Below are 26,813 nucleotides of genomic sequence, written 5' to 3'. Positions count from 1 at the left end.
TTCGCGGTATCACACGATTATTTTAAGCCTGTCGTAACGATCCCCTGAACAAAATAACGCTGTGCCGCCAGGAACAGCAGCACCAGAGGCAACACGACTAAGGTGGTTGCCGCCATCAGCAGATGCCAGTCGGTGCCCGTCTCGCCCCGGAACATCGTCAATCCTAACTGAACCGTGCGCATCTGGGAGGTGTTGGTCATGATCAGCGGCCACATATAATCATTCCAGGCCGAAGTCGTCTTGAATATCGCTAACGTAGCAAGGATCGGTTTGCTGAGCGGCAGATAGATCTGCAAGAAGACGCGGAACTTGCCCGCACCGTCGATAGCCGCCGCCTCATCGAGAGCCGAGGGGAAGCTCAGGAAGAACTGCCGGCACAGGAAGATGCCGAACGATCCGGCAATGAACGGCAGGATCAGACCGGTATAGCTGTTGATGAAGCCGATGCCGCCCGTACCGAACAGATCGTTGCCGCCAGCGAGCGGGAATTGCTTCATCATCAGGAATGTTGGGATCATCGTCACCTGGGGCGGCACCATGATACCGATCAGGACGGAGAAGAACAAGGTTGCCCGGCCCGGGAATCTCAGTCGGGCGAATGCATAGCCGGCCATGGAATTCAGGACGAGGCTGGCGATGACGGTGATGATCGTCACAACCAACGAATTATAAAAGTACAGCAGCCAATTGCCGCTCGACATCGCGGTCAGGTAGTTGTCGAAACGCCACTCCCTGGGGAAAAACGAGAATACAGGCGATTGAATCTCCCCCAGCGTCTTCAAGGACGTGCTGATCATCAGCGCGAACGGCGCCAGCATAATCAGCGACAAGATCAATAGTACAGCCGATGCGGCGGCAGTTTTCCAACGGGTGTTTATCATGTTCTCCGCCTCCTTAAAGTTTTCCGAAGGAAAACTCCCTTCGAAAGCACAAGCTAAAGTTTTCCGAAGGAAAACGCAAACTTATTTCGGAAGTGTAGGCTTTGTTATTCCATGCAGTTAGTCGGCATCCGCATCGGATGCCTTATTGCCGTATCTGAAGTTGGCCAGAGTAATAAGCAGCGTAATCACAAACAGAATCATTGCCATCGCCGAGGCGTAGCCCATCTGGAAGTCCTGGAAGCCGCGGAGATAGATCTGATGTACGATGGTTGTCGTCGAATTGAGCGGTCCACCGTTGGTCATGATGTTGACTTGCTCGAACACCATAAAGGAATTGATACATGACATGACCAGAATAAAAAAGGTCGTCGGCTTCAGCATGGGTACGGTAATGCTCCAAAATTGGCGCAGGGTGGATGCTCCATCCACCCGGGCAGCCTCATACAGGCTGGAAGGAATGGATTGCAGGCCGGCCAGATAGACAATCATCGAGTAGCCGACCGACTTCCAGATACTCATCACGATAATAGCCAACATGGCGGTGCTCGGGTCATATAACCATTGGACCGGCGAGAAGCCCGCCCAGGTCAGCAGCCGGTTCAGGATGCCGAGCGAAGGGTCGTATATCCAGAGCCACATCATGGACACGGCGACCATGGAGGTGACATTGGGGACATAGATGCTTGCTCTGGCAAATACCCTTCCTGCAATCTTGGCGTTAAGCAGGACGGCCAGCACCAGTCCGAGTGCCAGCTGCGGCAGGATGGTGCCTGCGGCATAGAGGAAGGTATTGAACACCGCCTTGGCAAACAGCGCGTCCTGCATAAGACGGGAATAATTCTGCAGACCGACAAAAGCGGGCTTGGAATAAAAATTATAATTGGTGAAGCTGTAATACAAGCTGATGAGCAGGGGTACAAAGATAAACGAGAAATAGACCAGATATCCCGGAGCAATCATGGTATATCCGGAATAGTCGATCCGGCGTGCCCGCCGTTTTTTTATGAGCGGGGGGGCCGCATCTCTCGTTGCCATCTCATTCTTCATCGTTCAGCACACCTCCGGCGTCGATCATACGGCGCGAAGGGCCCCCCCGTCGGAGGGGAGCCCTGGCCGGACTCAGTTGTTTCTTCAAGGCTAGTCGGCAATCAACGAGGGCAGCTCTTTGCGCAGCTCAGCCGCCGCGTCCAACATCGCCTGTTCTCCGCTCTTGACCCCATAGTAGGCCATCTCGAGCTGTTGACTGATGATTTCGTACATTTTGCCGGAGTAGGTCACCTTTGCAGCACCTTCGCCGTAGCTGACCGCATCGAAGACCGCCTGATTCATTTCCGGACTGTCTGCGATATAGTCGTCTTTTAACGACTCTCTGACAATTGGGGTGCCCAGCTCGGTATACCGTTTCCAGGTTTGCTCTTTGGACATGATATAGGTCATGAATTCAAAGGCCAGGTCCTTTTGTTTGCTTTGTGAGCTCATAAACAACAGACGCATGCCGGCAAACGTCGCTTTGGTTTCTTTTTCAATCGGACCGGCAATGCCGATCTTGCCTTCCAGTTCGGTGTTGTTCAACTGTGTGTTCAGATAAGCAGCCGGACTGTCATAGGCAATCGCGGCTTTGCCGTTGGGAAACAGATTCTCGTTCGATTTGGTGGAATCGTTGGGAATGGTGACGCCCTTGGCCACGAGATCGACCAAATATTCGGTTGCTTCGATCGACGCCGGCGAATCAAACAACGGCTCGTTGGTCTCGGTATCGATGATTCGGCCGCCATTTTGAAGGACAAAGGACTGCCAGAGCGTCCATCCCGTCGATGTCGGGATAGCGAAGCCTGCGGTGACTGTCGTTTCCCCTTGCTTCTGGGTCAGCAGTTCCGCGTACTCGGCCAGCTGCTCCCAGCTCTGAGGGGGCGTGTCCGGATCCAAGCCGGCCGCCTCGAACAGATCCTTGCGCCATACCAGCACGCGTGGATCGGGGATGAAGCCCAGTCCGTAGAGCTGTCCCTTATACGTGCCTGTCTCGACGACGCTGTCCAGCATGTCCGGCAGCTCTTCCCAGCCTTCGACGTATTCGGTCAACGGCTCATACTGGCCGATGTTGGCCCGCTGTGCGAGCGAAGCAAGCGTGTAGGACAGCACATCCGGCGCTGTACCGCTGGCGTAGGCCGCGTTCAGCTTGGTCTCCATGTCATTGCCGAAGGGAACCTCGCTATATTCGATAGTCACTCCCTCATGGAGGCTTTCGAACTCTTTCAGGACACTCTGCCAGTAAGCATTCTCGTTGGCATCGGTTCCGGCCCTCCAGAATGTAAGCGTCCGGTTGCCGTCGCTCCCCGTGTTGCTCTCATGCAATTGCTCGGTGCTGCCGCAGCCGGACAATGCCGTTACAGCCGCCATCACGATCGCCATCATGCTTGCCATTGATCGTCTGCGCATGTTCATGCCTCCTCAAGTCAATAAGTCATACGTTCAGTATAGATGGGCGCGGCTGCCGGCTGTGACGGGTTATTCGGCTCTTGAGCCGCTACGGCGCTTACAATTGTCGCATGCCAGCCCGCCAAAGCGGCCATGCCGCAAGATTAGGCTGCGATGACACAGAATTCGGATCGGCTGGACGATCGTGAAAAAAAACACCGCCGGATGCGGTGTTAACGGGGCCGGGTGCCGTGATGGGAGGCCATGTACTCCATTGGCGAGAAGCCCGTATGCTTTTTAAACAACTTGATAAAGTGGCTTGTATTTCCATATCCTACCCGTTCAGCGGCTTCTGATACCTTGAGGGGCTGTTCCTTGAGCAGCATCTTCGCCTTCTCCATGCGGACGCCCGTCACATATTCATTAAAAGTTACGCCCGTCTCTTTTTTGAACAGCTCGCTGAAGTACGTCCTGCTCAGATGCACGTGTTCGGCAATATGCTGCAGCAGAATTTCTTCGCCGAAATGCTGTTCGACGTATCCGCAAGCCTTCCGCACCGCTTCCCCATACTTGCGGCGGTGCTGAGCAATTTCGTCGAAAATCCGGGTGATGGCCTGTTCCGTCCACGGGATGAGCCGGTGATAATGTATCTGCTGAATATGCCAATGGGCGTCGCCGTAGACGCTGTCAAGCAGCTCCGGGGGAACGGACTGTTTGCGGGCCTCTGCGATCGTCTTGTAGATCAGATCGAGGATGACCGCCTTGGTCTGCTTCGGAGCCATCCGCCGTGCTTCGCCGATCACTTGCAGCAGCTGCAGCAGCTTGTCTTGCGCCTCCTGCAGCCGGCCCGCCTCCAACTGTTGGCAGAATTCGTCGCGCAGCCTGTAGACGGGCCCGGTCTCGGTATCGGAGCGGGGAGGGTAGACGTCTGTAGAAGGAATGACGATGCCGCTCTGACCGTAGAATAACCGGCTATCGAGCGCATCGCACGCTTCCTTCAACTGCTCTCCCAGATACTGCAGGCCGCTGTAGGTGGTGCTGATCGCGATGGCCGTCTCGACCTTGACGAAGCGCTGAAGATTTTCAGCAATCCGGGTGGCAGTGAGCAATAGCTTTTCTCGGCGCGACTTCATGCCGGAAGCCTCCGCATTGAGCAGGACGACATACACCTCGTCGCGATACAGCAGGGAGCAGCCGCTGGCCAGCTCGTTGTGTACCGTTTCGTTGATTATGTTGGTCACGGCTAACTCCAGCAAGCCGGGATCCGGGATGGCCGGCGGGCGGTGTTCGGCGGAGCCTTGGATCAGGCCGACCGCGATTAGAGTCAGATTGCGCTCGGTCAGGTTGGTCTTGAACAATCGTATTTTCTCTTGAAACTGCTCAGCCGAACCAGGCGTCCCCAATAGGAGATCACGGAAATAGGCGGTTCGCAGCGCCAGTTCGTGCTGATTAAGAAAAAAACGCAGCTTGTCCATTTCATTCAGCTTGCCTTGTTCCATATCCAGGTCCCGTTTAATTTTTTGCAGCATCTCGCCCAGTTCATGAAGCGTGATTTCCGCCTTGAGAACATATTCCCGCGCCCCCAGCTTCAAGGCCTGAGTGGCGAACTGGAATTCGTCATGCGAGCTGAAGATGACTACCCGCAGCTGGGGATAGCGTTCTTTGAGATGACGCAGCAGCTCTAGCCCGTCCATACCGGGCATCTTTACATCGGTCACCACCAGATCGACCTCATGCGCGGCGCAGAACTCTAGCGCCTCCTCGCCGTTGGCGGCTTCTCCGACAATCGTATACGGATCGCCGAGCCGTTCAACCGTCATGCCGAACCATTCCCGGATCATCGGCTCATCGTCCACTATCAAAAGCTTCACGTCTTGCTCCCTCCTCCCATTTATGCAGCGCAGGTACACGGAGCACGACTCGTGTTCCGGTCTCTTCGGCCGATGTGATGCTTAGACCGTAACGGGGGCCGAAGTACAGCCGGATGCGTTCCTGCACATTGCTATAACCGCCGCCATGCGTAAGCTCCGAGTGTTTATTATGTCCTTCGCGGAGCCGCTGAAGCGCTGTCTCGCTCATACCGACGCCATCATCGATCACCTCAAAGACGACGTCGCCTTCATCCATATACCCTTTGATGAGCAAAGTACCGGTTCCCCGTTTTCGCTCAAGTCCGTGGAAGATTGCGTTTTCAACCAAGGGCTGCATGACAAACCTGAGGGTGGAGTAGTGAAAGACTCGTTCGTCAACGTCGTATCGGACTTGCAGGCGATCTCCCTGACGGGTTTGTTGAATATACAGGTAATTGTGCAGGATCTGCCATTCTTCCTCGATGGGGATCAATTCATCCTGCCGCGATAAGGTCTGCTTCAACAGTCGGACGAGTGCGACGATAACCGAGTCGATCGCCTCCTTGTCCCGCTTGTACAGCATGAATCGGATCGATGCCAGCGTATTGTACAAAAAATGCGGATTGATCTGCGATTGGAGCGCTTGCATCTCGGCATGACGCTTGCGGCGCTGCTCGGTCTGATACTCTTTCATGAGCGAATCGAGGCGCTCCACCATCTGATTGAAGCGTCTGGAGAGCAGGCTGATCTCGTCATTCCCGCGCGGAACCGTCCGCACACTCATATCTCCTGTCTCCAGCCGGCCGAAGCTGTAGGCCAGCCGTTTGATTGGTATCGCGAGCCGCCGGGCGATAAAGTAGGAGGCAACGACGGAGATCACCATTGCTGCGAGCAGCATGGAGACGACGATCGCTTGGGCACGGTCCAGATGGCCTAGCACACTGCGCAGAGGCGTGTAGGAGACCAGCTTCCAGCCGGTGCGGTCGATGGTCTGGAAAGCTATAAGCTGGGCTTGGCCTGACTCGTCATCGATAAAATAACCCGAATCGTAATCCCGGATCTTGGCATAATAATCCCGGTTCCGGATGGGTGCTTGCCCGAAACGGCTGTCCATGGCGGAAATCGTGGATCCTTGGTCATCGACAATAATGATCTGCTGGTTCTCATCGACCGAGCCGGCGTACAGATCCATAATCATTCCTTCCTCGACCCCGATCATGACGACACCGGCGGGAGCGCCATTCTCAAACCGGGTGCTCACCCGCATCGCGTAAAAGGGACTGTCCGACGGGTGGGCGCGACTTAGCGCCGGTCCGCTGTCGGCGACCCAGAGGATGCGGCCATGCGCTGCGGCCGCGTCGCCGTACCATGACTCCTGACGCAGCAGAGCCATGTCTACTTTCCCGAGTTCCGTATCGGTGGACAGCTGCAGACCGTTGTGGCCGAGCAGCGTGACGTCGTATCGCAGATTGTGAAAGGAATAGATTGCATTGCGCAGCAGCTCCTCAAAAGTGGCGCGGAGCATCGCTTCATCATAGGTCCCGGGCGTGTAGGCTGTAGTCAGACCGTTGATCACCCTAGGGTTGAGGTAGAAGGTATTGGAGACCGATACAATATCGTCCAGGACCATATCGGTTTTCTCGGCAATCTGCCCGAGGATCTTCAGATGGGACTGACTTACCTGAGTCTGAATCACTTGCTTGGAAACCTGAAGCGCCATCACGCCGAAGATGCCCAAGGGTACAATGACGACAAATAGGGTAGCCATCAGGAACTTGGTCTGGATACTGCTGCCCCGTATGAAGTAACGCTTGAACATAATAACCTCCGCAACTCGCATGTAGTATGTGTACTATCATAGGCGAGAAACGGACAATCATCAATGAGCAAGTCCATAGAAGGGAGGGCAGGTGTCCCGTTTCCCTATGTCGTCCGACAGCATAGGAAGAGCCATCACCAGGCGGCAGGCTTGCCGGGTTGATGGCTCTTTTTAGCCCATATGCAACTTTGCAACGCGGGCACAGGATCGAAAGTCACTCCGCGTGCCCCTGTATGGATCCTTACTGGATGCGGATCTGCTTGCGCGAATCCGGGCCTTGCCGCTTTGGAATCTCCAGCTTCAAGACACCCTGATCCAGCTTGGCCTCGATGCCGTCCTCGTCGACACGGTCGACGTAGAAGCGGCGGACGAATTCGCCGGAACGGCGTTCGCGCCGGATCAGCCGGTTGTCGTCGTCTTTTTGTTCGGTATAATCATCGCGCTTGGCGCGAATGGTAAGGTAGCCGTTATCCACGTCGATGTGGATATTTTCTTTGGCGATGCCGGGCAGCTCCGCTTCTACCAGGTAGCGATCCTTCTCTTCCCGGATGTCGGTGCGGAAGGTGTGCCCCCCGAAAGGAGACATCCAGTGATCCTCGGTCAGATCATGGAAGGATTTCAGCATTTGTCCGAACACATCCTCTTGACGCTTGCGGAACGGAATCAGATCAAACATCAAAACCAACTCCTTTTAAATGTAGTTTTAGGTGATTACAGTTATAATTATAATCCCGTTTCTCCTAACGGCTCAACGTTCGAAAAACGCGAAAAAACGCCATATGACGGCGTTTCAGGCGGTTTTTCGAAATAAAAACAAATCGCGCATTTATTTTGACCTTTTTTGACCTACTGACCTTTTCTGATGAACTCAGACGCTCTCCGAACGCAGTTTGTCCAGCTGGTCGATCACATTGTCCGGTCCTGCGAATACAGATCCTCCTCTGCGCACAGTATTTTGAATCAAGCGTATCAGCTCTTCTTTGCCGACAGGGAGTCCTTCCAGCCACATGCGAGCGCTTGATGTCTCCGGCTCATAGGCGGCGCCCCAGGCAGAGAGCTCCAGCAGGATCGGGATCAGATCAAGTCCCGTCTCTGTCAGCTGATACAGGTCCTTGCGTTTGTCTAACGGGTGAGGCTGCTTGGATAAGACACCTATATGCTCCAGACGCAGTAGCCGGTTCGTCAGAATGTTGCGGGCGATTCCCTCATCGGAAGCGATGAATTCGCCAAAGGTATGCTTGCCGGCAAACACGATATCCCGGATGATCAGCAGTGACCAGGAATCGCCCAACAGATCGAGTGAAAACGAGATCGGACAATCCGAACGACGGCTTGGGATGAGATTTGGCATAGACTTATGCTCCTCTTGACTTCTGTTGATAAGACTGATTATACTTACTTTAGTTTCAAATTGCAACTTAAATAATCGGAAGGAAGTGACAAGCATGAAAACATTTATGATGATTTACCGGGGCGGCGAGGTGCCGGAAGCGGAGCGGGAGGATAATATTGCGGCCTTGTGGAGCTGGCTTGATGGCATCCGGGAAGGCGGACATGAGAAGGTCCGGTTCGCAGGAGAGGGACGGGTGACGGTCGCGCGGGATGAAGTACAGCCTTACAAAGGCGATGTCTTCGGCATGTCGCTGATCGAGGCAGATTCGCTGGAAGCAGCGATATCGTTGACCGCTGACTGGCCGGAGCTGCCGTACGGCGGCAAGATCGATATTCTTGAAGCTTTATAAGCCGGAAGGAGCCTGGTAACACGTGAACTGTTCTATGTGCTCCTAGCTCATGAGAGCACGCATCTGGATTTCTGCCACGCAGTGGGTAGAGGGGGCGAAGACCCGCATAACTTAGGTTGTCGATTGACAGAAGCTCCTTTGTGACGCATAATGGTACCAATAATACTATTACAGTACCAAAGTTACAAGGAGGCAGACATTCATGGACAACATCACGATTGTTAAAGGGCAAGCAGATTCGGTCGTCGGGGCCCAACTCAATATGATGGCGCTCGAAGAGGTGACGCATACGCTGATCGGCACGACGGATCCGGCACTGATCGAGCAGACCATGATCCAGATGTGGAGGCATCCTCATAACCGGTTCAGCCACAGCTACGTCTATGAGGCACGACTTGGGGAGAAGACGCTGGGGATCGTTACCTGCTATCCGGCGGCCATGCTCGACAAGCTGTCTTGGCCTACCCTGAAGGCACTTGTCCAGTTCCGCAGATGGCCGCTGCTCTCGCACACCGTTCAGCATCTGCGGACGATGTGGAATCTGGCCAATCTGCAAGAGGGACGGGAGGATGAGTTCCACATCGGGTCGCTCGCCGCGCTCCCGGAGAGCAGAGGCATGGGGGTCGGCACGAAGCTGATGGATCAGGCTGAGGAAGCGGCCAGGGAGCAGAGCTTCCGCAAGACCTCTTTGACGGTCAAGCAGACCAACACCTCGGCACGGCGTTTGTATGAGCGTCTGGGCTATACGGTAGTAGACAAGATAAACCGCAAGCCCTTTTTCTTGTATCGTATGGCGAAGCTGTTGTAACCTTGAAGCATCAACAGCGACAACGATCTGGGATTCACAGGAGGTTGCATGGCACAAGACATCGATAGAAATGTATACCTGAAGCTGTTGCGGCTGCTTAGTATGAAGGGCACGCATTTTACAACCGAGGACCTGGCTAGGGAGCTGGGCACGAGCAAGCGCACCTTATATGCTTATTTTTCCGGCAAGCATGACATGATCGACAAGACGATCGATTTTATATTTGCAGACATGGAGCGTTCGGACGCGGCGATTTTGGACAATGAGAGCTATTCGTTCAAGGAGAAGTTCGAGCTGTATTTCAGCAACGTCCCGGACAGCTATCACATCGGCGTGCTGCTGCGTTATGCGGATGACTTCCAGCGCCACTACCCCGAGCAGTGGGCCAAAGCCGAGCGTCACATCCATGCGATGTGGGACGACTTGATTGCGCTAGTGGAGCAGGGGATCGAGAATGGCGCACTGCGCAAGGTCGATACGACGATCCTCCGACTCATGCTGGACCAGACGCTGGTCAAGCTGCTGGATTATGAGTATACGGCAAGGCAGCAGGTCAGCTTTGAATCGGGCATGAGGGCGATGTGCGAGATTGTGCTGTATGGCTTGGTCGATCAGGACTAAAGGAGTGATGATACCGTATGATAACTAAAAGCAATACGCCAGCCGTCACCCTGCGTCCGATCGACCACACCAACTGGTATGCATGCACCCAGCTCACCGTGACGGAGCAGCAGCAGCAGCTCTTTCCTGTACCTGCGGTCTATTGGCTGGCAGAGTCGGCCTACTGCGGGTTCACGCCCTTGGCTCTGTATGCTGAGGAGCAACTAGTCGGGTATACCGTCTACGCCTGCGATCCCGATGACGGAAGCTACTGGATCATGGCGTATATGATCGATCAGCATTATCAGGGCAGCGGGTTCGGGCGTTCCGGCATGGAGGCGCTGGTGCGCCATATCCAGGACACGCATGCTTGCGATGGCATCGTACTGGGTCACCGGCCCGACAACGAGCAGGCCGCCCGGTTATATGCGTTCCTCGGATTCGAGGAAGTGGACCGGGATGAGCGGGAGATTATCCGCCGGTTGGCTTTTTAGGGATGTAGCGATTGTATCTGCATACAGCGTATAAAAGACAGGCGATGAGCCTGTCTTTTGTATTTTAAACATCGAAGCCCTCGAGCGAGTGTCTGCAAGCATTAGGAACGCTGTAATGTGAAGCTGCGGCCAGCTAGGGTCCGACCCTAGGCATACTATGGAGAAAAAAGTAAAAAGGGTTGAAATAAATATAACAGTGTTATAAAATAAAACAGTGTTATATTTCGTAGGAGGAGGTGCAATTTGTCTGACCGTCGTGAACGCGAACAGCTACTTCTGAGAGAAAAAGTACTGCAAGCAGCGCTGGGCTTAGCCCAAGAGGAAGGCTGGTCTGCGGTAAGCATTCGTCGCATTGCGACGCAGATCGAATACAGCACTACCAAGGTGTATGAGCTTTTTGACAACAAGGACCAACTTGTGCTTGCGTTATTGCGAAAGGGCTTTGACTTGTTGGCCAGGCAGCTTGAGGAGGCCGTCCAGGAGCAGCATGAAGCGCAAGCCAAGGCGGAGGCGCTGGCCACAGCATACTGCCGCTTTGCGTGGGAGAACAGCGCATATTATCGCATTATGTACGGAATGGATGGTGTACCCTTCGGTGTCCAGGATACATGGCAGGAAGGTATGTGCATAGGAGAGATTAGCCATCATGTCCTCGCTCAGTTGCTTCCGCATGTTGATCCGCAAGAGTTGATGCGTTTCGTATACGCCACATGGGGGACCTTGCATGGCATCTCCTCCCTTTACTTGGCGGGAAGACTGTATGGGGGACAGAAGGAAGCGGAGGCATTGGCATTGCAAGCTGTATTGAGCATGATTGAACCGTTGAGAGAGAGGGAGTAATCATGAAAACTATTGCTGTAAATGAGGTTCTTCCGGCTTGGGGACCAAGATCGTTGTCGTTTTGGTTGACTGTCCTCTGCGCACTTGGACTCATAGCTTTGGGTATCAACGGGTTTATCCAGCCGCAGGCAGCTTCCAAAGCCTTCGGGCTGGAAATTGTGAGTAGCCAGGATAGCGGCTTTGTGCGTGTGAAGGCAACACGCGATCTGGCTGTAGGCTTGGCCATTGTAGTGTTCTTGCTCTGCAGAATGCCCAAAGCGCTCCTTGCCTTTGCTTTCGTCTCTGCGACGATTCCTCTGCTGGATGGTATATGGGTGTTGACCCAGTATGGCGGGGAAGTAAAGGACAGCTGGCAGCACTTTATTACGGCGTTGTTCGTGTTGTGCGTTGCGTGGAGGCTATGGCATGAGCTCCGTCGATCGGGCTCGTTTGCCGAGTCGGAGCAGACCCAAGCGTTATGAATGCTTAACAACAGGCATGGTGGCACCTTAGCGCTCTTCTTGCCGTCAGCCAACAAACAGCGCTTCAGCCAGCTTGTTCTACTCAGCTGTTCTCGATTAACGCCTTGATCTTCCCCTGTATGTCCAGCAATTGACCTTGCGCATAACCAGCTTCTCGCGTAAGGGTATTGACGATGCCTTTGAGCTGGTACAGCTTGCGGAGCACCTCCTGCTGGGAAGAATGGATGCGTCCCTGGACGATCCAGTCGAAGGTCAGCCCGTCGAAGAAGAAGTCCGCGAAGGTGAGCGCGCCGCCGACCTCGATGCGGATCTGGATGTCCCGATTGACATCTTCCACTTCCTCCGCAAAGCGGCGCAGTCCGTCCTGGGCGGCGTGGATAGCCGTACGCGCCGAATCGATGTGGCCGTGCTTGGCGACGCCCGCCATCAGCCCGCCGCCCAGCATATCCCAGTTCCCGTAATTTTCTGCCGCATGGAGCGCCTGAGAAGCCCGTTCCAGATCATAGATAACTCCTTGGCCGATCCGCAGCGCATCCTCCAGCTCCTTGCAATCTGCCAACCGTGTATTCTCTTGATCGGTGAGCTGCTCCAACTGCCCGGCCAGGTCAGGAAAGTGCGCGAGGATCAGCTGACGTTTCTGGAGCAGCAGCTCCTCGTAACGGCGATCCGCCTGGCCGATATCGGCCAGCTTGGCGATCAGCTCGGCGCGCTCGCGCTCGAGAAAGGCGAGCGTGTCCTCGGCCTCTTCGAGCTGCAGCTTCATCCGCAGTGCCTCCGCTTGACGCTTGCTCAGACGGCGTCTGCCGCCGCTCAGCAGAGACAGCACCATCCTGCCGAAGCTTTGCTGCGCGGACTGTGTCCCATCTGCCGCTTCCTCTTCGAGCCTTCTCCGCAGAGAACGGATCTCTTGCCGGTAAGGCTCCATCTCCTTCACGATCCGCTCTAGCCTCTCCTTCCAGTTCTGCTGGTGCCGCACCATCAGACGCAGATCGGCGAGCTGTTCATTGATCGGCTTCAGCATGCTACACATCCACCCGGTAAGGGAGCGTCAGCTCATCACCGGCAGTGCCGCGGATACCCCAGTTCGCTTTAGGCGTTTCCGTGATCGTAATCTCCACATCCTGTGGAGCGATGTTCAGCTTCTCGTGGATCATTTGGAAGAGGAACGCATAGAACTGTTTTTTGGCGGCTGCGGTCCGTCCCTCGAACATGCTGATCTCGATGATGAGATAGGCTTCCGAACGGTCGGCGGGATAGATGAAATCACCCGGCTCCATCGGGAAGAAGCGGTGAAATCGCTTCTCCGGAGGCAGATGGAAGGCGGTCACTGCCGCCGCGTGAATCAGATTGGACAGCTGGGCCTTGATGGGGTTCAGACTATCTTTGAGACCGTAGATTTTGACCTGGGCCATTAGGATGCCCCTTTCTATGTGCTAGGTTGCCGATTGCAGCTTGACTGTGTCTGATGTCATTTTCTCACAAAACAGACAGCCCGTCGATGCGGCTTTGTACACAAAATACGCAAAAACCCCGCTTCACAAAGGAAGCGGGGCGGGGTTTCGCAGCCTACTCTTTGACCGAACCAAGCGTAATCCCGTGAATGAAGAAACGCTGCAGGAACGGATAGACGATGAGGACAGGCAGCATCGCGATAAAGATCTTAGCGGCGTCGAGCGTCCGGTTGGACAGCTCGGCCAAGCGGCGGTACTGATCCTCGGACATCGTCGAAGGGTCGACCGAGACGACGAGCTGTTGGATGTACGTCTGCAGCGGGTAGAACTGCTCCCGGGTCATGAAGACGAGCCCGTACAGGAATTCGTTCCAGTGGTAGACGATACTGAACAGCGAGACGGTCGCCAGCACCGGCACGGCCAGCGGGATGTAGATCTTGAAGAGCGTATACCACGGTCCCGCACCATCGACGAGGGCGGCTTCGTCCAGCTCCTTGGGCAGATTGCGGAAGAAGTTCATCGTCAGGATGATGTTGAACACGAGCGTCTGTGCGCCGCCGACCAGGACGAGCGCCCAGATGCTGTTCAGCAGGTCGAGCTCTTTGACGGTCAGATACAGCGGGATCAGCCCGCCGTTGAACAGCATGGTGAAGATCAGGATCCACATGAATACATTGCGGCCCTTGAATTGCGCAGCCGTCCGCGAGAGCGGGTACGACATGAGCGCAACGATGATGAAATTAAGCGAGACCCCCAGCAGGACGCGCTGGGTCGAGATCCAAAAGGACCGGAAAAACTGACTGTCATTGAGAATCTGGGTGTACGCGTTGAGGTTGAAATCCACCGGCCACAGCCAGACCTGCCCGGCCGCAGCGGCAGAGTTGGAGCTTAGCGACAGCGAGAGCGTATACCAGATCGGCAGGACGCATGACAAGGTAATGCCCACCAGGATGACAATCAGCACAATATCGGTCACGCGGTTGCCTAGCGTCCGATCTCTGACCAAGGTCAGCACCTCCTGCTCTAGTTGGAATAAGTTGTATCACGTAGAAAAAGGTGATCAAAAGCAGATGGTTTGAACAACCTTTAGAATATGCGATAGTTAACGAACCGGTAGGCTAGATAGTACGAAACCGAGATCAACAGGAAGCCGATAACCGATTTTAACAGGCCGACGACGGTTGCCAGCTCATATTGCAGGTTAAGCAAGCCTGTTCGATAGACCCAGGTGTCGATGATATCGCCTGTCGAGTAGACGAGCGGGTTGTACAGGTTGAAGATCTGGTCAAAGCCCGCATTGAGCACATTGCCCAGACTGAGTACCGCGAGCAATACCGCTGTCGTACGGATCCCGGGCAAGGTGATATGCCAGAGACTTCTCCAGCGCCCCGCGCCATCGATGTTGGCAGCCTCATACAGAGCAGGATTGATGCCGGTGAGAGCAGCCAGATAGATAATGGTGCCGAAGCCGAACTCCTTCCAGACGTCGGTGGTGACGACCAGGAACGGGAACAGCTGCGCATCTGCAAAAAACAGCTTCGGCTGAATGCCGAACAACGCAGTCAATTGGTTGACAGGTCCGTTGTAGGAGAACAAGTCAAGGACGATGCCTCCCAGGATAACCCAGGATAAGAAGTGAGGCAGGTAGACTATCGTCTGAATCCAGCGTCTGAGGATCATCAGGCGCAGCTCGTTGAGCATCAGGGCAAACAACAGCGGCGCGATCAGATTGGCGATAATCTTCATGGACGCGATTACGAGCGTATTGATGAACACTTCCTGTGTATCTCTTAGCAATAACATATACCGGAAGTGCTCCAGTCCGGCCCAGTCCGAACCAAAGATCCCTCTGCCGGGATTAAAATATTGGAATGCAATGACGATGCCGAACATCGGGACGATGCTGAAGACAAACAGCCACAGGAATCCCGGCACCAGCATCAGATAATAATGTTTGGCAAAACCCTTCATTCGCATGACGGCACTCCTTTCCCCGCATCCTACGGCGCATGTTCCAGAGCCCCGGCTCGGCGCCGGGGCCTCTGGTAATGGATTTGCGTGATGCGCCTCAGATTACTCTGCCAGCGCGTCTGCTACTTCCTGTGTAATCTGGTCGCCGCCTTGACGCTTCCAGTCTTCGACGAAGGTGTCGAAGGTTTCAAGCGGCGCAGCTCCCATGATGATGCGCAGGAACGTCTCGTCTTCGATCTTCCGCAGGTTGACCCAGCGGTTTTCCATCATCGGCGTCTGCTCATAGATCAGACTTGGCACTTCATTGATGTTGGTATCGACGAGCGGACTGCCGCCGACCATGATGGAGTACGAACGGGTCCACGCTCCCCAGTTGGCCTCAGGGTTCCAAGTTTCGATATCCAGGACATCGTAAGGCTCGTTTTTAATGCTTTTGATACTGGCCAGATCGGATTGAAGAAGCTTGTAGGTTTTGGCGTCCTGATAGTCTTCTGCCGTCTTATTGCCAGCCAGCAATTCACGGGTGGCTTCCACTGTAAATTCAATTTCGTCGGATGGGGCATGAACGACACGCAGTGGATAGTAGCCCGGACCGCCCTTACTTGGGTCAAACGTGTTCTCCTGTTCCTGTTTCAACAGGTTATTCGACAGCTTCATGGCGACTTCCGGATGCTCATACCCTTTGCGTACGACTACGAAATCTGTGGAAGGCGTGGCGATATGGGCATTGAACACACCTTCATCATCCAACGGAAGCGCGTATGCCTGCCAGTTGGCTTCCTGATTATTCTTCACGGCATTGGTCAGCGGGCCGTAGCCCATCCACCATGGCGCGAAGAAAATGCCGGATTTTCCTGCGATGATCGGTTCATCCGCTTTATTGCGGACGGCCATCTCCGGATCGATCAAGCCTTTCGAATACAGATCTCTCAAGCTGGCAAGCGCTTCTCTGGTTTCCGGCAGGATCGAGCCATATACCGGGTTGCCATCCTCGCCTTCTACCCAGTAGCCAGGGTACGAATGATGGGCAGAGAAGATGGGATCAAAGCCGTACAGATTATTTTTGGACTCCAGGAAGTTGGCGTACAGCTTGCCGCCGCTCTCCGGACCGGTGATGCCGATCGTGTCGCGCTGACCGTTGCCATCCGGATCGTCTTCGACGAAAGCGCGGGCGACGGTTTCCAACTCAGCCATTGTCGTTGGCGGCTCCAGATTCAGTTTGTCCAGCCAGTCTTTGCGCAGCCACATGAGATGGTAGCCGTCTGCATTGGCCTGGACACCAGGGATGCCCATGATCTTCCCGTCGAATGTGACTGCATTAAGCGCAGCACCATTGGTGCTCTCGATAATCTCTCTGATCTCAGGCGATGCATATCTCTCATAAACTTCGGTCAGGTCTGCCAGCTGGTCGGCTTCTACCATCTGACGCAGCTCGACGGCATTGACAACCATTGCGTCGGGCAGGTCATTACTGGCAATCGCCAAGCTGATTCTTTGACGATAGTTTTGGCCCGAAGCAGCGAAGTGATGATTAACCTCAACATTGAGTGCTTCTTTGATTTGACGTGTGTATTGATTGTCCATCGGCGTGTCTCCAGCCGGCAGCTCGTTATCCGTCGGATCCACGTCGATGCCAACATTGATGGTGACAGGCTCTTCATAGCGGCCGAACGGATCGGCAGGCTCCATGTTAGCGGACGTATTATTGTCCGGCGTATCGGTTTGATTCGGCGGTGTGTTGTTTCCCGCGTTGCTGCAAGCTCCGATGACAACAGAGCACGCCAGCACAAGTGCGAGCAGGCTAGATTTTTTCTTCATCGTGCACCCCTTCTTTCTGTTCGAGTGTATTGCGGTCCCTCTTAAGCACATCCTAACTGTAACATAATGAAACCGCCTTCCAGGATAGAAAGCGGTTTCGTGTTCAGGGGGTCGTTTGTCGGCTGATTCCAAGGGGGAGTACAGGGGCATCGGACATTTCACCCCCTGTACGTTAGACATTAGTCTACCCCGTCACATGGATGGCAATTCCTCGCGGGACAGATGTCGGTGGGCAACCCCGATACAGGCTAGCACCAGCACAGCAGCGCTTAACGCCGTCAGTCCGGCTGCCGAAGGCAAGGTTCCGGTCGTCAATAGCTGCACGGCATGGCTGCTGAGCGAAGCCGGATTGATCGTGTGCCAGAATCCGCCAGCAAGCGTGGCGATCTTTAGAGTCACTACGACGACAATACCTATAATGGCAACGCCTGCGGTCCGAGTGAGCAGCGCGCCCAGCATGAGCGTGAAGCTCAGGACAAGCGCCCCCCATAGCAGATAGAGTACAAAAGTGAGCAGCAGAGCAGATAGCGCTACCGTATTGTATAGCAATGCTGTGTACACCCAGGCCATGAACAGGCCTGCTGCAAGGGACATGGCAAGCAAGACCATGTTGGCGATCCACTTGCTGGCCAGATACTCTGACAATGTAGTGGACCGGGTGAGCATAAACGTAAGCATGCCGCTGCTCTTATCGGCGACTACCATATTCATCAAGCTGATGACCAGGATCATCATACCGAGCTGGTCGAATTGGTCGCTCAGCGCGGACGCCAGTACTTCTTCTCCGCTCAGCTCGGGGATCATCAGCTCCATGCCTTCCGGCAGCCCGCCCGCCATCCGCAGAATATCAGGCAAATAATAAGAACTGAGAGGCTGGAGGATCCCAAGGATCATAAAGGCCACGGGCAGCCAGATGAGCTTGTAGCTGCGCGACGCTTCCAGCCATTCTTTCTTGAGTAATACAGTTAGACGGCTCATGTCTCGTTCACCAGCCTCATGAAGATATCTTCCAGACTTTCCTGTTGGAGCTCGAACCTCTGGACAGGCAGTCCCAGCTCATGCATCCGCTGCAGCAGCCAGCGGCGTCCGCGATCAATGTCAGCTACATGTACCTGGACGAGCGGACCGTGCTGCTCGATGCTTGTGACCAGCTCTTGGTGTGCCAGCTCGGCGACCCAGCGGTTGCTATCCGGCGCCTGGATCTCAAACACCGGCTGCTGATGCATGGCGAGCAGATCGGTAATCGAGCCGTTGGATACCAGAGAGCCGCGGTGAAGGATGCAGATCCGGTCGCACAGCTCTTGTGCATCATGGAGGATGTGGGTGGAGAAGAGAATCGTCGTCCGCTGCCGGATCGACTTGAGCAGCTCCAGCATATCTCTGCGTCCGAGCGGATCGAGCGCTGAGACAGGCTCATCCATGATCAGCAGCTTGGGTTCATGGATGATCGCCTGCGCGATGCCCAGCCGCTGCTTCATGCCGCCGGAGTAAGTGCCGATGCGTTTGCGAGCCGCTTGCTCCAGTCCGACTGTCGCCAGCAGCTCTCGGATCCGCCGCTCCAGCACATTCTTCTCGATGCCGGACAACCCGCCCATGAACCGCAGCAATTCCTCGCCGGTCATCCACGGATAGAACGTGGGGTGCTGCGGGAGGTAGCCGATCTTCTCGCGCATCGCCTCATCACGTTTGCCCAGAAAACGAATCTCGCCGCTGCTTGGCCGGGTGATGCCGGTCAGCATCTTGATGGTCGTCGTCTTCCCGGCCCCGTTAGGCCCGAGTAGGGCCGCACATTCACCAGGCTGGACTGTGAAATCGATCCCCCGGACGACCTCTTGGTCGCGGTAAGACTTGCGCAGATTGGTTACTTGCAGTAAGGACATCTCAATACCCCTTTCGGCCGGCGACCAGATACGCGATCGGTCCGAGCAGCGTCACACAGCAGATGACGATGCCCCACAGCCACTTCTGTTCTTTGGGGCGCGTGCTCGGGATGAGGTCGCGCAAGGCGATGGCGATCAGGATGAGCTGGAGCAGGACGAGAGGAATCAGCAAAGGCAGCCAATTCATGAGTTCTTCGTAGGATACCGTATTGATCTTCATGTCTGATCTGCACCTCCTTCGACAGGTTTGGGGATCATAATCGTATTCAACATCCGGGTGCGTCGGCCATGCGACGGCGGGAGTGCTGCTGCTTCTCGCAACAGCGCCTGCAGCTTGACGGTGAAGGCATGGAACTCTTCGTCCGTCATGTGCATCGGCGTCTGCCAATAACCGAATCCGTCCTCAGCGAAATGCTTGGGCGAGCGGCTGCTCATATAAGCCTCGGCCAGCTGCAGCAATTGCGCGGTGAAGGTAGTGAAGTAGGCTAGATGCTCCGTGCTGGTTGAGTTTTCCATCTCACTCTGGGGAAGTGCGAGGTTTTCTTTGATGACGGCAAATACGCGCTCCTGCGTCCCTTGAACCCGATTGGTATCCACGACTTGGATGAACTCCGCATCGAGCAGCTGGCGGACATGTCGATAGACGGTAGCCTGTGGCACAGTCTTGAGCCGCTTGACGAGCTCGGTTGTCGTGAGCGGCGTGCCTTCAACCAGCTCCTGGATGATGCGCATCCGCAGCGGGTGGAGCAGGATGTCTGCTTTTTTGGGCATGGGCAAGGCTCCTTTTGTGGTTAGTTGTTATCATTATTGATAATGATAATATCAGATTGCTAGAGTGTTGGCAAGGGGAGATTAGGGGAGCGGCCGCATGTGGTCGTCCGACCGCCGTCATGCCGCCGGCCCCCGCGCGCTGGGAGCGGCGCGCGCAAAGATGGCGTAGCCCGCGTCGGGCTGTGGGGCTTATGAAATGCCGCCAGCACGGGATGGAGCATCACGCAAGGAGCTGGGTGACGCAGGAAGCAGCGTCTCACAACAGATAACGTTCCTCCAGAGCTATGTAAGGAAGCAGCTCCAGGCGGAGGCAGGGCTTCAGGGCTCTATTGGGCTAATCCGTTGCAAACCCTCAACTTGGTGCGATGAACTCGAAAATTCATATTCATTTTGGCGATTGGCTGTAAAATCGACAAATGAACACGATATTTCGTGCTTATTTCACGTTTTCGGGGGAAATCAGCCAAACGAGTATGAAATTTCATATTGAATGGGTCTCAGCCCGGACGAGCATATGAGGAGATGCGGCATAGTCGGTAGTGGGGAAGAATAGCCAGCGTAGGAGTCGGGTAGGACGAAACGTCCGGTTAAAGGGGGGATGCAAGTGAGAAAAACTTGCAATGAGGAGAATTACCCATGAGCGAGACATGGACGGCATCGATGGGAGGCTGTCCCTGAAGCGCGGATAAGATGGAGCTGTCAGTGACACAACTCAATCTAGCTAGCAGTCCTTCACCTGCCGCTTCCCAAGGCCGAGCAGCTGTGCGACTGTTCGCGGATGACCCGGCTCAGGCAGGCGGAGGCAGGAGGCTCTCCCCTCTTGATTATCATCTTGGGAGGGAGTCCATAGTCGCAAGACCTTTGTCCCCTATCATGCCAGGTTCTGTCGAAATTTCTCGTGCTGTTTACCATAATAAGCCTTATAATGGGAGCGGGGGGAGATCGACGTGAGAAGCATGCTGGTACGCATGGTGTTGTTTTTTAGTATTCTAATGATAGGGACGGGGGTTATCGTCAGTTACGTGATCACTCGTTCGGCCGAGGAGCTGGTCGTCAGCTCGCTGGGCGAGCAGGCCAGAAGCATCGCAGAGACGGCTGTCTCGCGGATCGATCTGCAGCGGTACCGGGAGATTACTCCGGAGGCGGGACCGGATGCCTATTACCATGAGCTGCGCAGCCAATTCAATGAACTCCGGGAGACCAATGGACTCAAATACTTGTATACGATGGCGATGCGGGACACCCCGCAGGGCTCTGAATATTATTATGTGGTGGACGGTATGCCTGAAGGAACGGATGCCGATGATTTCTCCGAGCTGGGAGAGGTGGAGACGGAGATCGCCGATATGATCCCGGTCTTCGAGAACGCGCAGACCTATGTGGGCTCGCTGACCAAGGACGACACCTACGATGCGACTATCACGACCTATGTTCCGATTATGGATGGAGAGACGCTGGTTGGCGTGCTGGGAGCAGACTTCGATGCGGAGAATGTGTATGAGCTGCTCCAGCAGAACCGCAGCCGGATCATCCTGATCACCGGGATCGTGCTCCTGGCCGCGCTGGCCATCATCACACTGCTGGCAAGGCTGATCATCCAGCCGATCAAACGGCTGACCGCTGCCATGCAGCTGGTGCAGAGCGGAGATCTGACAGCGGCGGTATCGGTCAAGGGCCGGGACGAGGTGGCTCTGGTGGCCGGCGGCTTCAACCAGATGGTCGGCGACCTGCGGGGGATGATCGGCAGTATCCAATCGAGCGCGGCGCTGATGCGGGAATCCTCGGAGCTGCTGACGGAGCGGACGGCGACGGCGACGGCAGTCGGCGGCAGGATCGTCGGGCGCACCGAGGAGATGAGCCGCGATGCGGATCTTCAACGGGTCGCCGCGTCGGAGGCGGCGCGCGCGATGGAGGAGGTCGGCGCCGGTATCCACCGGGTCGCCGAATCGTCCTCCGTCGTCGCCGATGCCTCGCAGTCGGCCAGAGATGCCGCCTTGATGGGCCAGACGGCGATCACGCAGGCGGTGCATCAGGTAGAAGTGATTCATGCCACTTCACGTACGGTGGATGAGGAAGTGAGCGCGCTGGCGCGGGGCTCGGAGGAGGTCGGCCAGATCATCGGCACGATCCGCGGAATCGCCAAGCAGACGCATATCCTGGCGCTCAACGCAGCGATCGAGGCCTCACGCGCAGGGGAGCATGGCAGAGGCTTCAGCGTAGTAGCGGAGGAGATCCGCAAGCTGGCCGGCGAGGCCGGCGAGTCGGCGGAGCGCATCGATCTGCTGATCACGCAGATGCAGGAGGGCACCCACAAAGTGAGCGAGACGGTAGCGGCAGAGCAGCAGGAAGTCGAGCAGGGAATCCGGGAGATCCGGGCGGCTCAGGAGACGTTTGGCCGGATCATGACCGAGGTTGACCGGGTCGCGGAGCAGATGCATGGCGTCTCGGCCTCGGCCCAGCAGATGGCTGCGGCTGCCGAGGAGGCGACGGCGGCATCCGATGAGATCGCGCGGATGACCAACCGTACGGCGGAGCAGAGCCTGGCCATCGCAGCGGACTCTCAGGAGCAGAGCGGCGCCATCGCCGGCACCCGCCAGTCGGCGGATGCGATGCAGCAGACGTCGCGCCGGCTCGATGAGCTGGTCGAGCGGTTCCGGACGTAAGCGCGGGGATCATCTATAGGGCAGGCCCGTGTCATCGGAGGCAGACGCCTCAAGTGATGCGGGCCTGATTGGTATGTGAGCAGGCTAGACTGCAACCGGGCAGTGGAGGCGGGCTGCAGCAGGGATTGAACAGGGTAATAGAACAAATCTGTGTATACACAGCCGGCCTATGCAACATAACTTCGCAATTGACGGCGCCGGGCCGAAGAGCGGGCAAGGGATGATATAATGAAGGAGCTTCGATAAGAAGCGCTCATCATCGATGCTCAAGGAGCTGTTGAAGCATGCTGGAAAAGCTGCGTCTGCTATTTCCTCAAAAATTAAAATATCGGCTGTTTACGGCGTTTCTGGTGCTGATCCTGCTGCCGTTCAGCATTCTGAATCTCTACAATTATCAACGGGTCGAAGCGGTGATGCAGCAGAAGCTCAGCGAGAAAAGCTACGATCAGCTGCAGCAGATCATCGGCGCACTGGACGATCTGATGAACATGGCCTTCAAGACGTGGATTATGCTGGAGCAGGATGCGGCGGTCCGGGAGGTGCTGCTCCATCCGGAGAATGGCACGATCCTCGACAACAAGCACGCGATGGAGGCCAAATTTATCGGCATCAACAACAGCCTGTTTCTGCTCAATCCAGTCGTGTACTACACGCTGCTGGATCTTCAGGGCAATACCTATACGTCGTACCAGCCCCGCCGGGCGCTCGATTACGAGCAGTTGATCAAGGGCAGGTATTTTCAGGAAGCGCTTACCAATAATCAGAACACGGCCTGGGTGACCGACGAAGAGAACTATGTCGCCAGCGACTTGTCCGCCAGTCAACGGCTGCTGTCCATGTACACCGTTTTCAAGGATCCGAACCGCAGCTACCGCCCCTACGGGGTCGCCCGGATCAGCATCGATTACAGCTATTGGTTCAAGTCTGTGCTGCACGGGCAATCGCCGGACCAGGAATATTTCCTGCTGACCGCTGATGGCGAGCATGTCGCCCAGTCCCGGGCAGAGGGTCTCCTCACGGACGAGGCGGTCCGGCAGATTGCCCAGACGCAGGGGAACGGCTATTTTATCGACCGGGCTTCGGCGATGGTGGTTAATTACAGCTATATTGCTACCCTGGATTGGTATATGGTGAACCGGACGCCGCTCGGCGTCTTGTTCAATGAGATTGATGCGCTGAAGCGGCAGTTTTTTGCCACGTCAATCGCCTTTATGGTGCTGTTTATCGTCATGACCTTCATGATCGCCTCCACCATCACCAGACCGCTGTCCCATCTGCAGAACAAGATGAAGGATGTGGTCCGCAAGAGCCTGAGGCTCCGCCTGCCCCAGGACAAGTACCGGGGCGAGATCCTGGATCTGACCCGGACCTTCAACTCGATGCTGGATGATATGAACGGCTTGATCCAACGGCTCAAGGAGGAGGAGCGGCAGAAGGAGGCGGTGCATTTCCAGATGCTGCTGGCGCAGATCAATCCGCACTTCCTGCTCAACACGCTGAACACGATGAAATGGATCGCGATCCGCCAGCGCAATGAAGACATCGAAGAGATCTGCGTCTCGCTCGGCAAGCTGCTGGAGATGAGTCTGAACTCGGAGCTGGATATGATCCATCTGAAGGATGAGCTGGAGCTGGTGCAGGCCTATGTCCATATCCAGCAGAAGCGGTTCAACTACAAGCTCGATGTCGCGTACCGCTATGAGCCGGATACGGCGTACGCCCTGGTGCCCAAGCTGAGTATCCAGCCGCTGGTGGAGAATGCGATCCAGCACGGCATCGCTCATATCGAGGGGGAGGGCAGGATCGATATCGTCATCGAGCGGGAGCAGCAGCGGCTGATGATCCGGGTCCGTGACAACGGCGCCGGACTGGCAGCTTCCCGGGATCGCCCGTCGGCGCGCAGGAGCAGCGGGATCGGCATCCGCAATCTGCAGGAGCGGCTGGCGCTGCTGTTCAAGGGCCAGGGCGGCTTTGAGCTGCGCGCACTGGAGCAGGGCACGGAAGCGCTGATCACGATTCCGCTGCTGGTCTCCGTGCCTTATGGCGGCCCAGAGGCTGCAGGTCCGACTGTGCCGAGGCACCAGCTATCTTAGATCAGGGGGGATGCACATGTGGAAAGTGTTATTGGTCGAAGATGAAGTGTTCGTCCGGGAGTCGGTGCGGGAGATCATCGATTGGGAGAGTATGGGCTTCACCGTCATCGGCGAGGCAGGCAACGGCGTGGAGGCGCTGCGGCTGATCCGCCGGGAGCCGCCTGATCTGGTGCTGGCTGACATCATCATGCCGGAGATGGATGGCATCGAGCTGCTCCGGCAGACGAGGGAAGCGGGCGTCCGGGCCAAGTTCGTCATGCTGACCTGTATGAGCGAGTTCGAGTATATCCGCCAGGCGATGGAATACGGCGCCTCCAACTATATCCTGAAGCTGTCGATGAATGTAAAGGATCTGCGGGAGACGCTCGGCAAGATCGGCGCGGAGCTGGAGCGGGAGCGCGAGCAGCAGCGGGAGCCGGCTCGCATAGACGAGGCGGCACGGGGGGTGCCCGCTGAGGGGCAGCAGGCGGGTGGAATGGCAGAGCATCCAGCGCCCGGGAGACAGCCAGCGGGTGACGCCGGGCAAGGCGGTACAGGGTACGGGATGCCGACCAGCCACCCTGAGCTTAGCAAGATTATCGCCTATATCCATGACCACTATGACCAGGATCTGTCTGTGAAGTTCCTGTCGCATTATGTGATGATGGGCGAGAACTACGTAAGCGCGCTATTCAAGAAAAAGACCGGTTGCACGCTCATCCATTATCTGCACCAGGTGCGGATCGACAAGGCGATCTGGTATCTGCGTCATACCGGCCTGCCGGTCTCGGAGATTGGTCATAAGGTGGGCTTTGCCAACGACAACTATTTTATCAAAATCTTCAAGCGGCATACGAAGCAGACGCCGAGCCTGTATCGTAAGGAAGAGGGCTGGCGGACCGGGGAGGGAAGGAACACATGGGCAAACGAGGCTGGGCAAGCCGGCTGCGGCTCGGACTGATGTGGCTCGTCCTGACGGCCCTGGCGGGCGGATGTGCGGACGCCTTCTCCGAGCCGCAGGCGATCACGGGCGCCGGTCAGACAGGAGACGACCGGACCCGGCTCACCCTCTGGGGCGGCGTGCCGCCCGAGGCTGGCCCCGAGGCGGTCGTGGCTGCCTGGAATGCCGCGCATCCGGATATCGTGCTGGAGTACGTGCGGTATGTCAACGACGACGACGGCAATCTGAAGCTGGATACGGCGCTGATGGCGGGCCAGCAAGTCGATCTGTATTTTAATTACTCGCGCTCCCAGCTGGAGCGCCGCATCGAGGCCGGAGTTGCGCTTGATCTGGGCGGCTTCGATGACTACGACCCCGGCGAGAAGATGGGCGCCGATGCGGAGGCTTGGAAGATCGACGGGTGTTACTACGGATTGCCGACCAAGCAAAATTATTACTTCGTGGCGCTGAACAAGGAGGCGCTGGAGGCGGCAGGACTGCCGATCCCTGTGTCCTGGACCTGGGACGACATGCGGACGTACGCCAGCAAGCTGTCCGAATCGTATGCTTACGGATGGCTGCAGCACTTGGAACCGTTCGATGATCCGGTGGACGCGCTGCTCTCCCATGAGGGCTATACAGGGACGGACGGACAATCCCAGCTCGACCATCCGCTGGTAGCACACTGGCTGGAGACCCTCAAGGCGATGATGACCGAGGATGGCTCGACACCGGAGTACGGCGTGCAGCTAACCTCCAAGATGCCGGTCGAGCAGATGTTTCTGAGCGGTGAGGCGGCCATGCTCAATATCGGCGAGTGGCTGTTCCGCAGCGCCAATCAAGCGGCTGGCGATGGCCAGTCATTTACGATTGCCTTTGCCCCGGTGCCCCGCCTGACGGAGCATGAGGCCGATTATATCCCCCGCGGCGGGCTCGGGGATGTACTGTCGATCCATCCGGGCTCGCCCAACATCGACGCTGCGTGGGCTTTTGCCAAGTGGTATGCCGACGGCGGGATGGTGCCGATGGCTCAGGGCGGCCGGCTGCCGGCCTCGCAGGACGCCGATCTGGAGGCGGCGATGGACTACTTCCTGGGCGGCCACCGGGACCGTTACGATATGCCATCGCTGGAGCACGTCTTCTACGGCAGCCCGCAGCGGACCTTCGTCCGTAGCCTCTCGCAGCCGGTGCTGGATCTGCGGACCGAGGAGTACGAGAAGTATTTCCTCGGCGTGCAGACGCTGGAGCAGACGCTCGCCAATATGAAACAGCGGCATACTGCCTATCTGCAATCGGGCAGCCTGCCGGACGAATAGATCGAATCTGTGCGTCCAGGG

26 protein-coding genes are annotated in these 26,813 nt (G+C 56.2%); 10 read left to right on the top strand and 16 right to left on the bottom strand.

The window, feature by feature from the left end:
* Positions 1 to 17: 17 nt before the first annotated feature.
* The 7 genes from ABC336_RS14005 to ABC336_RS13975 all read right to left on the bottom strand — a co-directional run bounded on the left by ABC336_RS14005 (position 18) and on the right by ABC336_RS13975 (position 8,316).
* Positions 18 to 881, bottom strand: coding sequence for a carbohydrate ABC transporter permease (locus ABC336_RS14005; protein ID WP_413239227.1), 864 nt, complete (start codon positions 879 to 881; stop codon positions 18 to 20).
* Positions 882 to 998: 117 nt separating this feature from the next.
* Entirely contained in the window at positions 999 to 1,928 is a 930-nt protein-coding gene (locus tag ABC336_RS14000; RefSeq protein WP_413239226.1) for a carbohydrate ABC transporter permease, read from the bottom strand.
* A 90-nt stretch (positions 1,929 to 2,018) separates the two neighbouring features.
* On the bottom strand, positions 2,019 to 3,317 hold the full coding sequence (locus ABC336_RS13995; protein WP_413239225.1) for an ABC transporter substrate-binding protein: 1,299 nt from the start codon (positions 3,315 to 3,317) through the stop codon (positions 2,019 to 2,021).
* 212 nt (positions 3,318 to 3,529) lie between these two features.
* The gene (locus ABC336_RS13990; RefSeq protein ID WP_413239224.1) at positions 3,530 to 5,167 is read right to left on the bottom strand and encodes a response regulator transcription factor; all 1,638 of its coding nucleotides are present in this window, start codon (positions 5,165 to 5,167) and stop codon (positions 3,530 to 3,532) included.
* Positions 5,142 to 6,965: a cache domain-containing sensor histidine kinase gene (locus tag ABC336_RS13985; protein ID WP_413239223.1), complete on the bottom strand. Its 1,824-nt coding sequence runs from the start codon at positions 6,963 to 6,965 to the stop codon at positions 5,142 to 5,144. Before ABC336_RS13985 ends, ABC336_RS13990 begins: the two co-directional genes overlap by 26 nt.
* A 241-nt stretch (positions 6,966 to 7,206) precedes the next feature.
* On the bottom strand, positions 7,207 to 7,641 hold the full coding sequence (locus ABC336_RS13980; RefSeq protein ID WP_413239222.1) for an Hsp20/alpha crystallin family protein: 435 nt from the start codon (positions 7,639 to 7,641) through the stop codon (positions 7,207 to 7,209).
* Positions 7,642 to 7,833: 192 nt separating this feature from the next.
* Positions 7,834 to 8,316, bottom strand: a complete 483-nt coding sequence (locus ABC336_RS13975) for a winged helix-turn-helix transcriptional regulator (protein ID WP_413239221.1) — start codon at positions 8,314 to 8,316, stop codon at positions 7,834 to 7,836.
* A gap of 94 nt (positions 8,317 to 8,410) precedes the next feature.
* Here ABC336_RS13975 and ABC336_RS13970 point away from each other — a divergent pair, with 94 nt between their 5' ends.
* The 6 genes from ABC336_RS13970 to ABC336_RS13945 all read left to right on the top strand — a co-directional run bounded on the left by ABC336_RS13970 (position 8,411) and on the right by ABC336_RS13945 (position 11,910).
* Entirely contained in the window at positions 8,411 to 8,707 is a 297-nt protein-coding gene (locus ABC336_RS13970) for a YciI family protein (RefSeq protein ID WP_413239220.1), read from the top strand.
* 202 nt (positions 8,708 to 8,909) lie between these two features.
* The gene (locus ABC336_RS13965) at positions 8,910 to 9,515 is read left to right on the top strand and encodes a GNAT family N-acetyltransferase (RefSeq protein WP_413239219.1); all 606 of its coding nucleotides are present in this window, start codon (positions 8,910 to 8,912) and stop codon (positions 9,513 to 9,515) included.
* Positions 9,516 to 9,563: 48 nt separating this feature from the next.
* Positions 9,564 to 10,136 (top strand): TetR/AcrR family transcriptional regulator, encoded by a 573-nt coding sequence (locus tag ABC336_RS13960; RefSeq protein ID WP_413239218.1) that lies wholly within the window; start codon positions 9,564 to 9,566, stop codon positions 10,134 to 10,136.
* A 17-nt stretch (positions 10,137 to 10,153) separates the two neighbouring features.
* Positions 10,154 to 10,609, top strand: coding sequence for a GNAT family N-acetyltransferase (locus ABC336_RS13955; protein ID WP_413239217.1), 456 nt, complete (start codon positions 10,154 to 10,156; stop codon positions 10,607 to 10,609).
* A 243-nt stretch (positions 10,610 to 10,852) separates the two neighbouring features.
* On the top strand, positions 10,853 to 11,449 hold the full coding sequence (locus tag ABC336_RS13950) for a TetR/AcrR family transcriptional regulator (protein ID WP_413239216.1): 597 nt from the start codon (positions 10,853 to 10,855) through the stop codon (positions 11,447 to 11,449).
* 2 nt (positions 11,450 to 11,451) lie between these two features.
* The gene (locus ABC336_RS13945; RefSeq protein WP_413239215.1) at positions 11,452 to 11,910 is read left to right on the top strand and encodes a DUF4267 domain-containing protein; all 459 of its coding nucleotides are present in this window, start codon (positions 11,452 to 11,454) and stop codon (positions 11,908 to 11,910) included.
* Between the two features lie 82 nt (positions 11,911 to 11,992).
* Here the strand turns inward: ABC336_RS13945 and ABC336_RS13940 are convergent, their stop codons facing one another.
* From ABC336_RS13940 to ABC336_RS13900, 9 genes are all read right to left on the bottom strand, one after another.
* Positions 11,993 to 12,931, bottom strand: a complete 939-nt coding sequence (locus ABC336_RS13940; protein ID WP_413239214.1) for a hypothetical protein — start codon at positions 12,929 to 12,931, stop codon at positions 11,993 to 11,995.
* A 1-nt stretch (position 12,932) separates the two neighbouring features.
* Positions 12,933 to 13,322 carry a tautomerase family protein gene (locus tag ABC336_RS13935; protein ID WP_413239213.1) on the bottom strand — a complete coding sequence of 130 codons (390 nt, stop codon included), beginning with the start codon at positions 13,320 to 13,322 and terminating at the stop codon, positions 12,933 to 12,935.
* A 154-nt stretch (positions 13,323 to 13,476) separates the two neighbouring features.
* Positions 13,477 to 14,367 carry a carbohydrate ABC transporter permease gene (locus tag ABC336_RS13930; protein WP_413239212.1) on the bottom strand — a complete coding sequence of 297 codons (891 nt, stop codon included), beginning with the start codon at positions 14,365 to 14,367 and terminating at the stop codon, positions 13,477 to 13,479.
* Positions 14,368 to 14,447: 80 nt separating this feature from the next.
* Positions 14,448 to 15,338 carry an ABC transporter permease gene (locus ABC336_RS13925; protein WP_413239211.1) on the bottom strand — a complete coding sequence of 297 codons (891 nt, stop codon included), beginning with the start codon at positions 15,336 to 15,338 and terminating at the stop codon, positions 14,448 to 14,450.
* Positions 15,339 to 15,434: 96 nt separating this feature from the next.
* Positions 15,435 to 17,150, bottom strand: a complete 1,716-nt coding sequence (locus ABC336_RS13920) for an extracellular solute-binding protein (RefSeq protein ID WP_413239210.1) — start codon at positions 17,148 to 17,150, stop codon at positions 15,435 to 15,437.
* Positions 17,151 to 17,342: 192 nt separating this feature from the next.
* Complete coding sequence (locus ABC336_RS13915; RefSeq protein ID WP_413239209.1) at positions 17,343 to 18,128, bottom strand: ABC transporter permease subunit; 786 nt, start codon at positions 18,126 to 18,128, stop codon at positions 17,343 to 17,345.
* A complete protein-coding gene (locus ABC336_RS13910; protein ID WP_413239208.1) occupies positions 18,125 to 19,030 on the bottom strand; it encodes an ABC transporter ATP-binding protein in 906 nt (301 codons plus the stop codon). Before ABC336_RS13910 ends, ABC336_RS13915 begins: the two co-directional genes overlap by 4 nt.
* 1 nt (position 19,031) lies before the next feature.
* Entirely contained in the window at positions 19,032 to 19,250 is a 219-nt protein-coding gene (locus ABC336_RS13905; protein ID WP_413239207.1) for a PLD nuclease N-terminal domain-containing protein, read from the bottom strand.
* Positions 19,247 to 19,801 carry a helix-turn-helix domain-containing protein gene (locus tag ABC336_RS13900; protein ID WP_413239206.1) on the bottom strand — a complete coding sequence of 185 codons (555 nt, stop codon included), beginning with the start codon at positions 19,799 to 19,801 and terminating at the stop codon, positions 19,247 to 19,249. Before ABC336_RS13900 ends, ABC336_RS13905 begins: the two co-directional genes overlap by 4 nt.
* 956 nt (positions 19,802 to 20,757) lie before the next feature.
* Here ABC336_RS13900 and ABC336_RS13895 point away from each other — a divergent pair.
* The 4 genes from ABC336_RS13895 (at position 20,758) to ABC336_RS13880 (ending at position 26,792) form a co-directional block, all read left to right on the top strand.
* Positions 20,758 to 22,464, top strand: coding sequence for a methyl-accepting chemotaxis protein (locus tag ABC336_RS13895; protein WP_413242513.1), 1,707 nt, complete (start codon positions 20,758 to 20,760; stop codon positions 22,462 to 22,464).
* A gap of 284 nt (positions 22,465 to 22,748) precedes the next feature.
* The gene (locus ABC336_RS13890) at positions 22,749 to 24,557 is read left to right on the top strand and encodes a cache domain-containing sensor histidine kinase (RefSeq protein ID WP_413239205.1); all 1,809 of its coding nucleotides are present in this window, start codon (positions 22,749 to 22,751) and stop codon (positions 24,555 to 24,557) included.
* 16 nt (positions 24,558 to 24,573) lie between these two features.
* Complete coding sequence (locus tag ABC336_RS13885; protein WP_413239204.1) at positions 24,574 to 25,497, top strand: response regulator transcription factor; 924 nt, start codon at positions 24,574 to 24,576, stop codon at positions 25,495 to 25,497.
* Complete coding sequence (locus ABC336_RS13880; protein WP_413239203.1) at positions 25,455 to 26,792, top strand: ABC transporter substrate-binding protein; 1,338 nt, start codon at positions 25,455 to 25,457, stop codon at positions 26,790 to 26,792. The genes ABC336_RS13885 and ABC336_RS13880 overlap by 43 nt, the downstream gene beginning before the upstream one ends.
* Positions 26,793 to 26,813 lie beyond the last annotated feature (21 nt).

The sequence above is a fragment of the Paenibacillus jepli genome (assembly GCF_047238105.1).
In the GTDB taxonomy this organism is placed as follows: domain Bacteria; phylum Bacillota; class Bacilli; order Paenibacillales; family Paenibacillaceae; genus Paenibacillus_D.
Note: the sequence above shows the minus strand (reverse complement) of the source record. Positions and strands in the feature narration are given on the sequence as shown.

Excerpts from the sequence above, each read along its gene's own strand:
- ABC336_RS14005 (WP_413239227.1), bottom strand. The coding sequence starts at position 881 with ATGATAAACACCCGTTGGAAAACTGCCGCCGCATCGGCTGTACTATTG.
- ABC336_RS14000 (WP_413239226.1), bottom strand. The coding sequence starts at position 1,928 with ATGAAGAATGAGATGGCAACGAGAGATGCGGCCCCCCCGCTCATAAAA.
- ABC336_RS13995 (WP_413239225.1), bottom strand. The coding sequence starts at position 3,317 with ATGCGCAGACGATCAATGGCAAGCATGATGGCGATCGTGATGGCGGCT.
- ABC336_RS13985 (WP_413239223.1), bottom strand. The coding sequence starts at position 6,965 with ATGTTCAAGCGTTACTTCATACGGGGCAGCAGTATCCAGACCAAGTTC.
- ABC336_RS13980 (WP_413239222.1), bottom strand. The coding sequence starts at position 7,641 with ATGTTTGATCTGATTCCGTTCCGCAAGCGTCAAGAGGATGTGTTCGGA.
- ABC336_RS13975 (WP_413239221.1), bottom strand. The coding sequence starts at position 8,316 with ATGCCAAATCTCATCCCAAGCCGTCGTTCGGATTGTCCGATCTCGTTT.
- ABC336_RS13970 (WP_413239220.1), top strand. The coding sequence starts at position 8,411 with ATGAAAACATTTATGATGATTTACCGGGGCGGCGAGGTGCCGGAAGCG.
- ABC336_RS13965 (WP_413239219.1), top strand. The coding sequence starts at position 8,910 with ATGGACAACATCACGATTGTTAAAGGGCAAGCAGATTCGGTCGTCGGG.
- ABC336_RS13960 (WP_413239218.1), top strand. The coding sequence starts at position 9,564 with ATGGCACAAGACATCGATAGAAATGTATACCTGAAGCTGTTGCGGCTG.
- ABC336_RS13955 (WP_413239217.1), top strand. The coding sequence starts at position 10,154 with ATGATAACTAAAAGCAATACGCCAGCCGTCACCCTGCGTCCGATCGAC.
- ABC336_RS13945 (WP_413239215.1), top strand. The coding sequence starts at position 11,452 with ATGAAAACTATTGCTGTAAATGAGGTTCTTCCGGCTTGGGGACCAAGA.
- ABC336_RS13940 (WP_413239214.1), bottom strand. The coding sequence starts at position 12,931 with ATGCTGAAGCCGATCAATGAACAGCTCGCCGATCTGCGTCTGATGGTG.
- ABC336_RS13935 (WP_413239213.1), bottom strand. The coding sequence starts at position 13,322 with ATGGCCCAGGTCAAAATCTACGGTCTCAAAGATAGTCTGAACCCCATC.
- ABC336_RS13925 (WP_413239211.1), bottom strand. The coding sequence starts at position 15,338 with ATGCGAATGAAGGGTTTTGCCAAACATTATTATCTGATGCTGGTGCCG.
- ABC336_RS13920 (WP_413239210.1), bottom strand. The coding sequence starts at position 17,150 with ATGAAGAAAAAATCTAGCCTGCTCGCACTTGTGCTGGCGTGCTCTGTT.
- ABC336_RS13915 (WP_413239209.1), bottom strand. The coding sequence starts at position 18,128 with ATGAGCCGTCTAACTGTATTACTCAAGAAAGAATGGCTGGAAGCGTCG.
- ABC336_RS13910 (WP_413239208.1), bottom strand. The coding sequence starts at position 19,030 with ATGTCCTTACTGCAAGTAACCAATCTGCGCAAGTCTTACCGCGACCAA.
- ABC336_RS13905 (WP_413239207.1), bottom strand. The coding sequence starts at position 19,250 with ATGAAGATCAATACGGTATCCTACGAAGAACTCATGAATTGGCTGCCT.
- ABC336_RS13900 (WP_413239206.1), bottom strand. The coding sequence starts at position 19,801 with ATGCCCAAAAAAGCAGACATCCTGCTCCACCCGCTGCGGATGCGCATC.
- ABC336_RS13895 (WP_413242513.1), top strand. The coding sequence starts at position 20,758 with ATGCTGGTACGCATGGTGTTGTTTTTTAGTATTCTAATGATAGGGACG.
- ABC336_RS13890 (WP_413239205.1), top strand. The coding sequence starts at position 22,749 with ATGCTGGAAAAGCTGCGTCTGCTATTTCCTCAAAAATTAAAATATCGG.
- ABC336_RS13885 (WP_413239204.1), top strand. The coding sequence starts at position 24,574 with ATGTGGAAAGTGTTATTGGTCGAAGATGAAGTGTTCGTCCGGGAGTCG.
- ABC336_RS13880 (WP_413239203.1), top strand. The coding sequence starts at position 25,455 with ATGGGCAAACGAGGCTGGGCAAGCCGGCTGCGGCTCGGACTGATGTGG.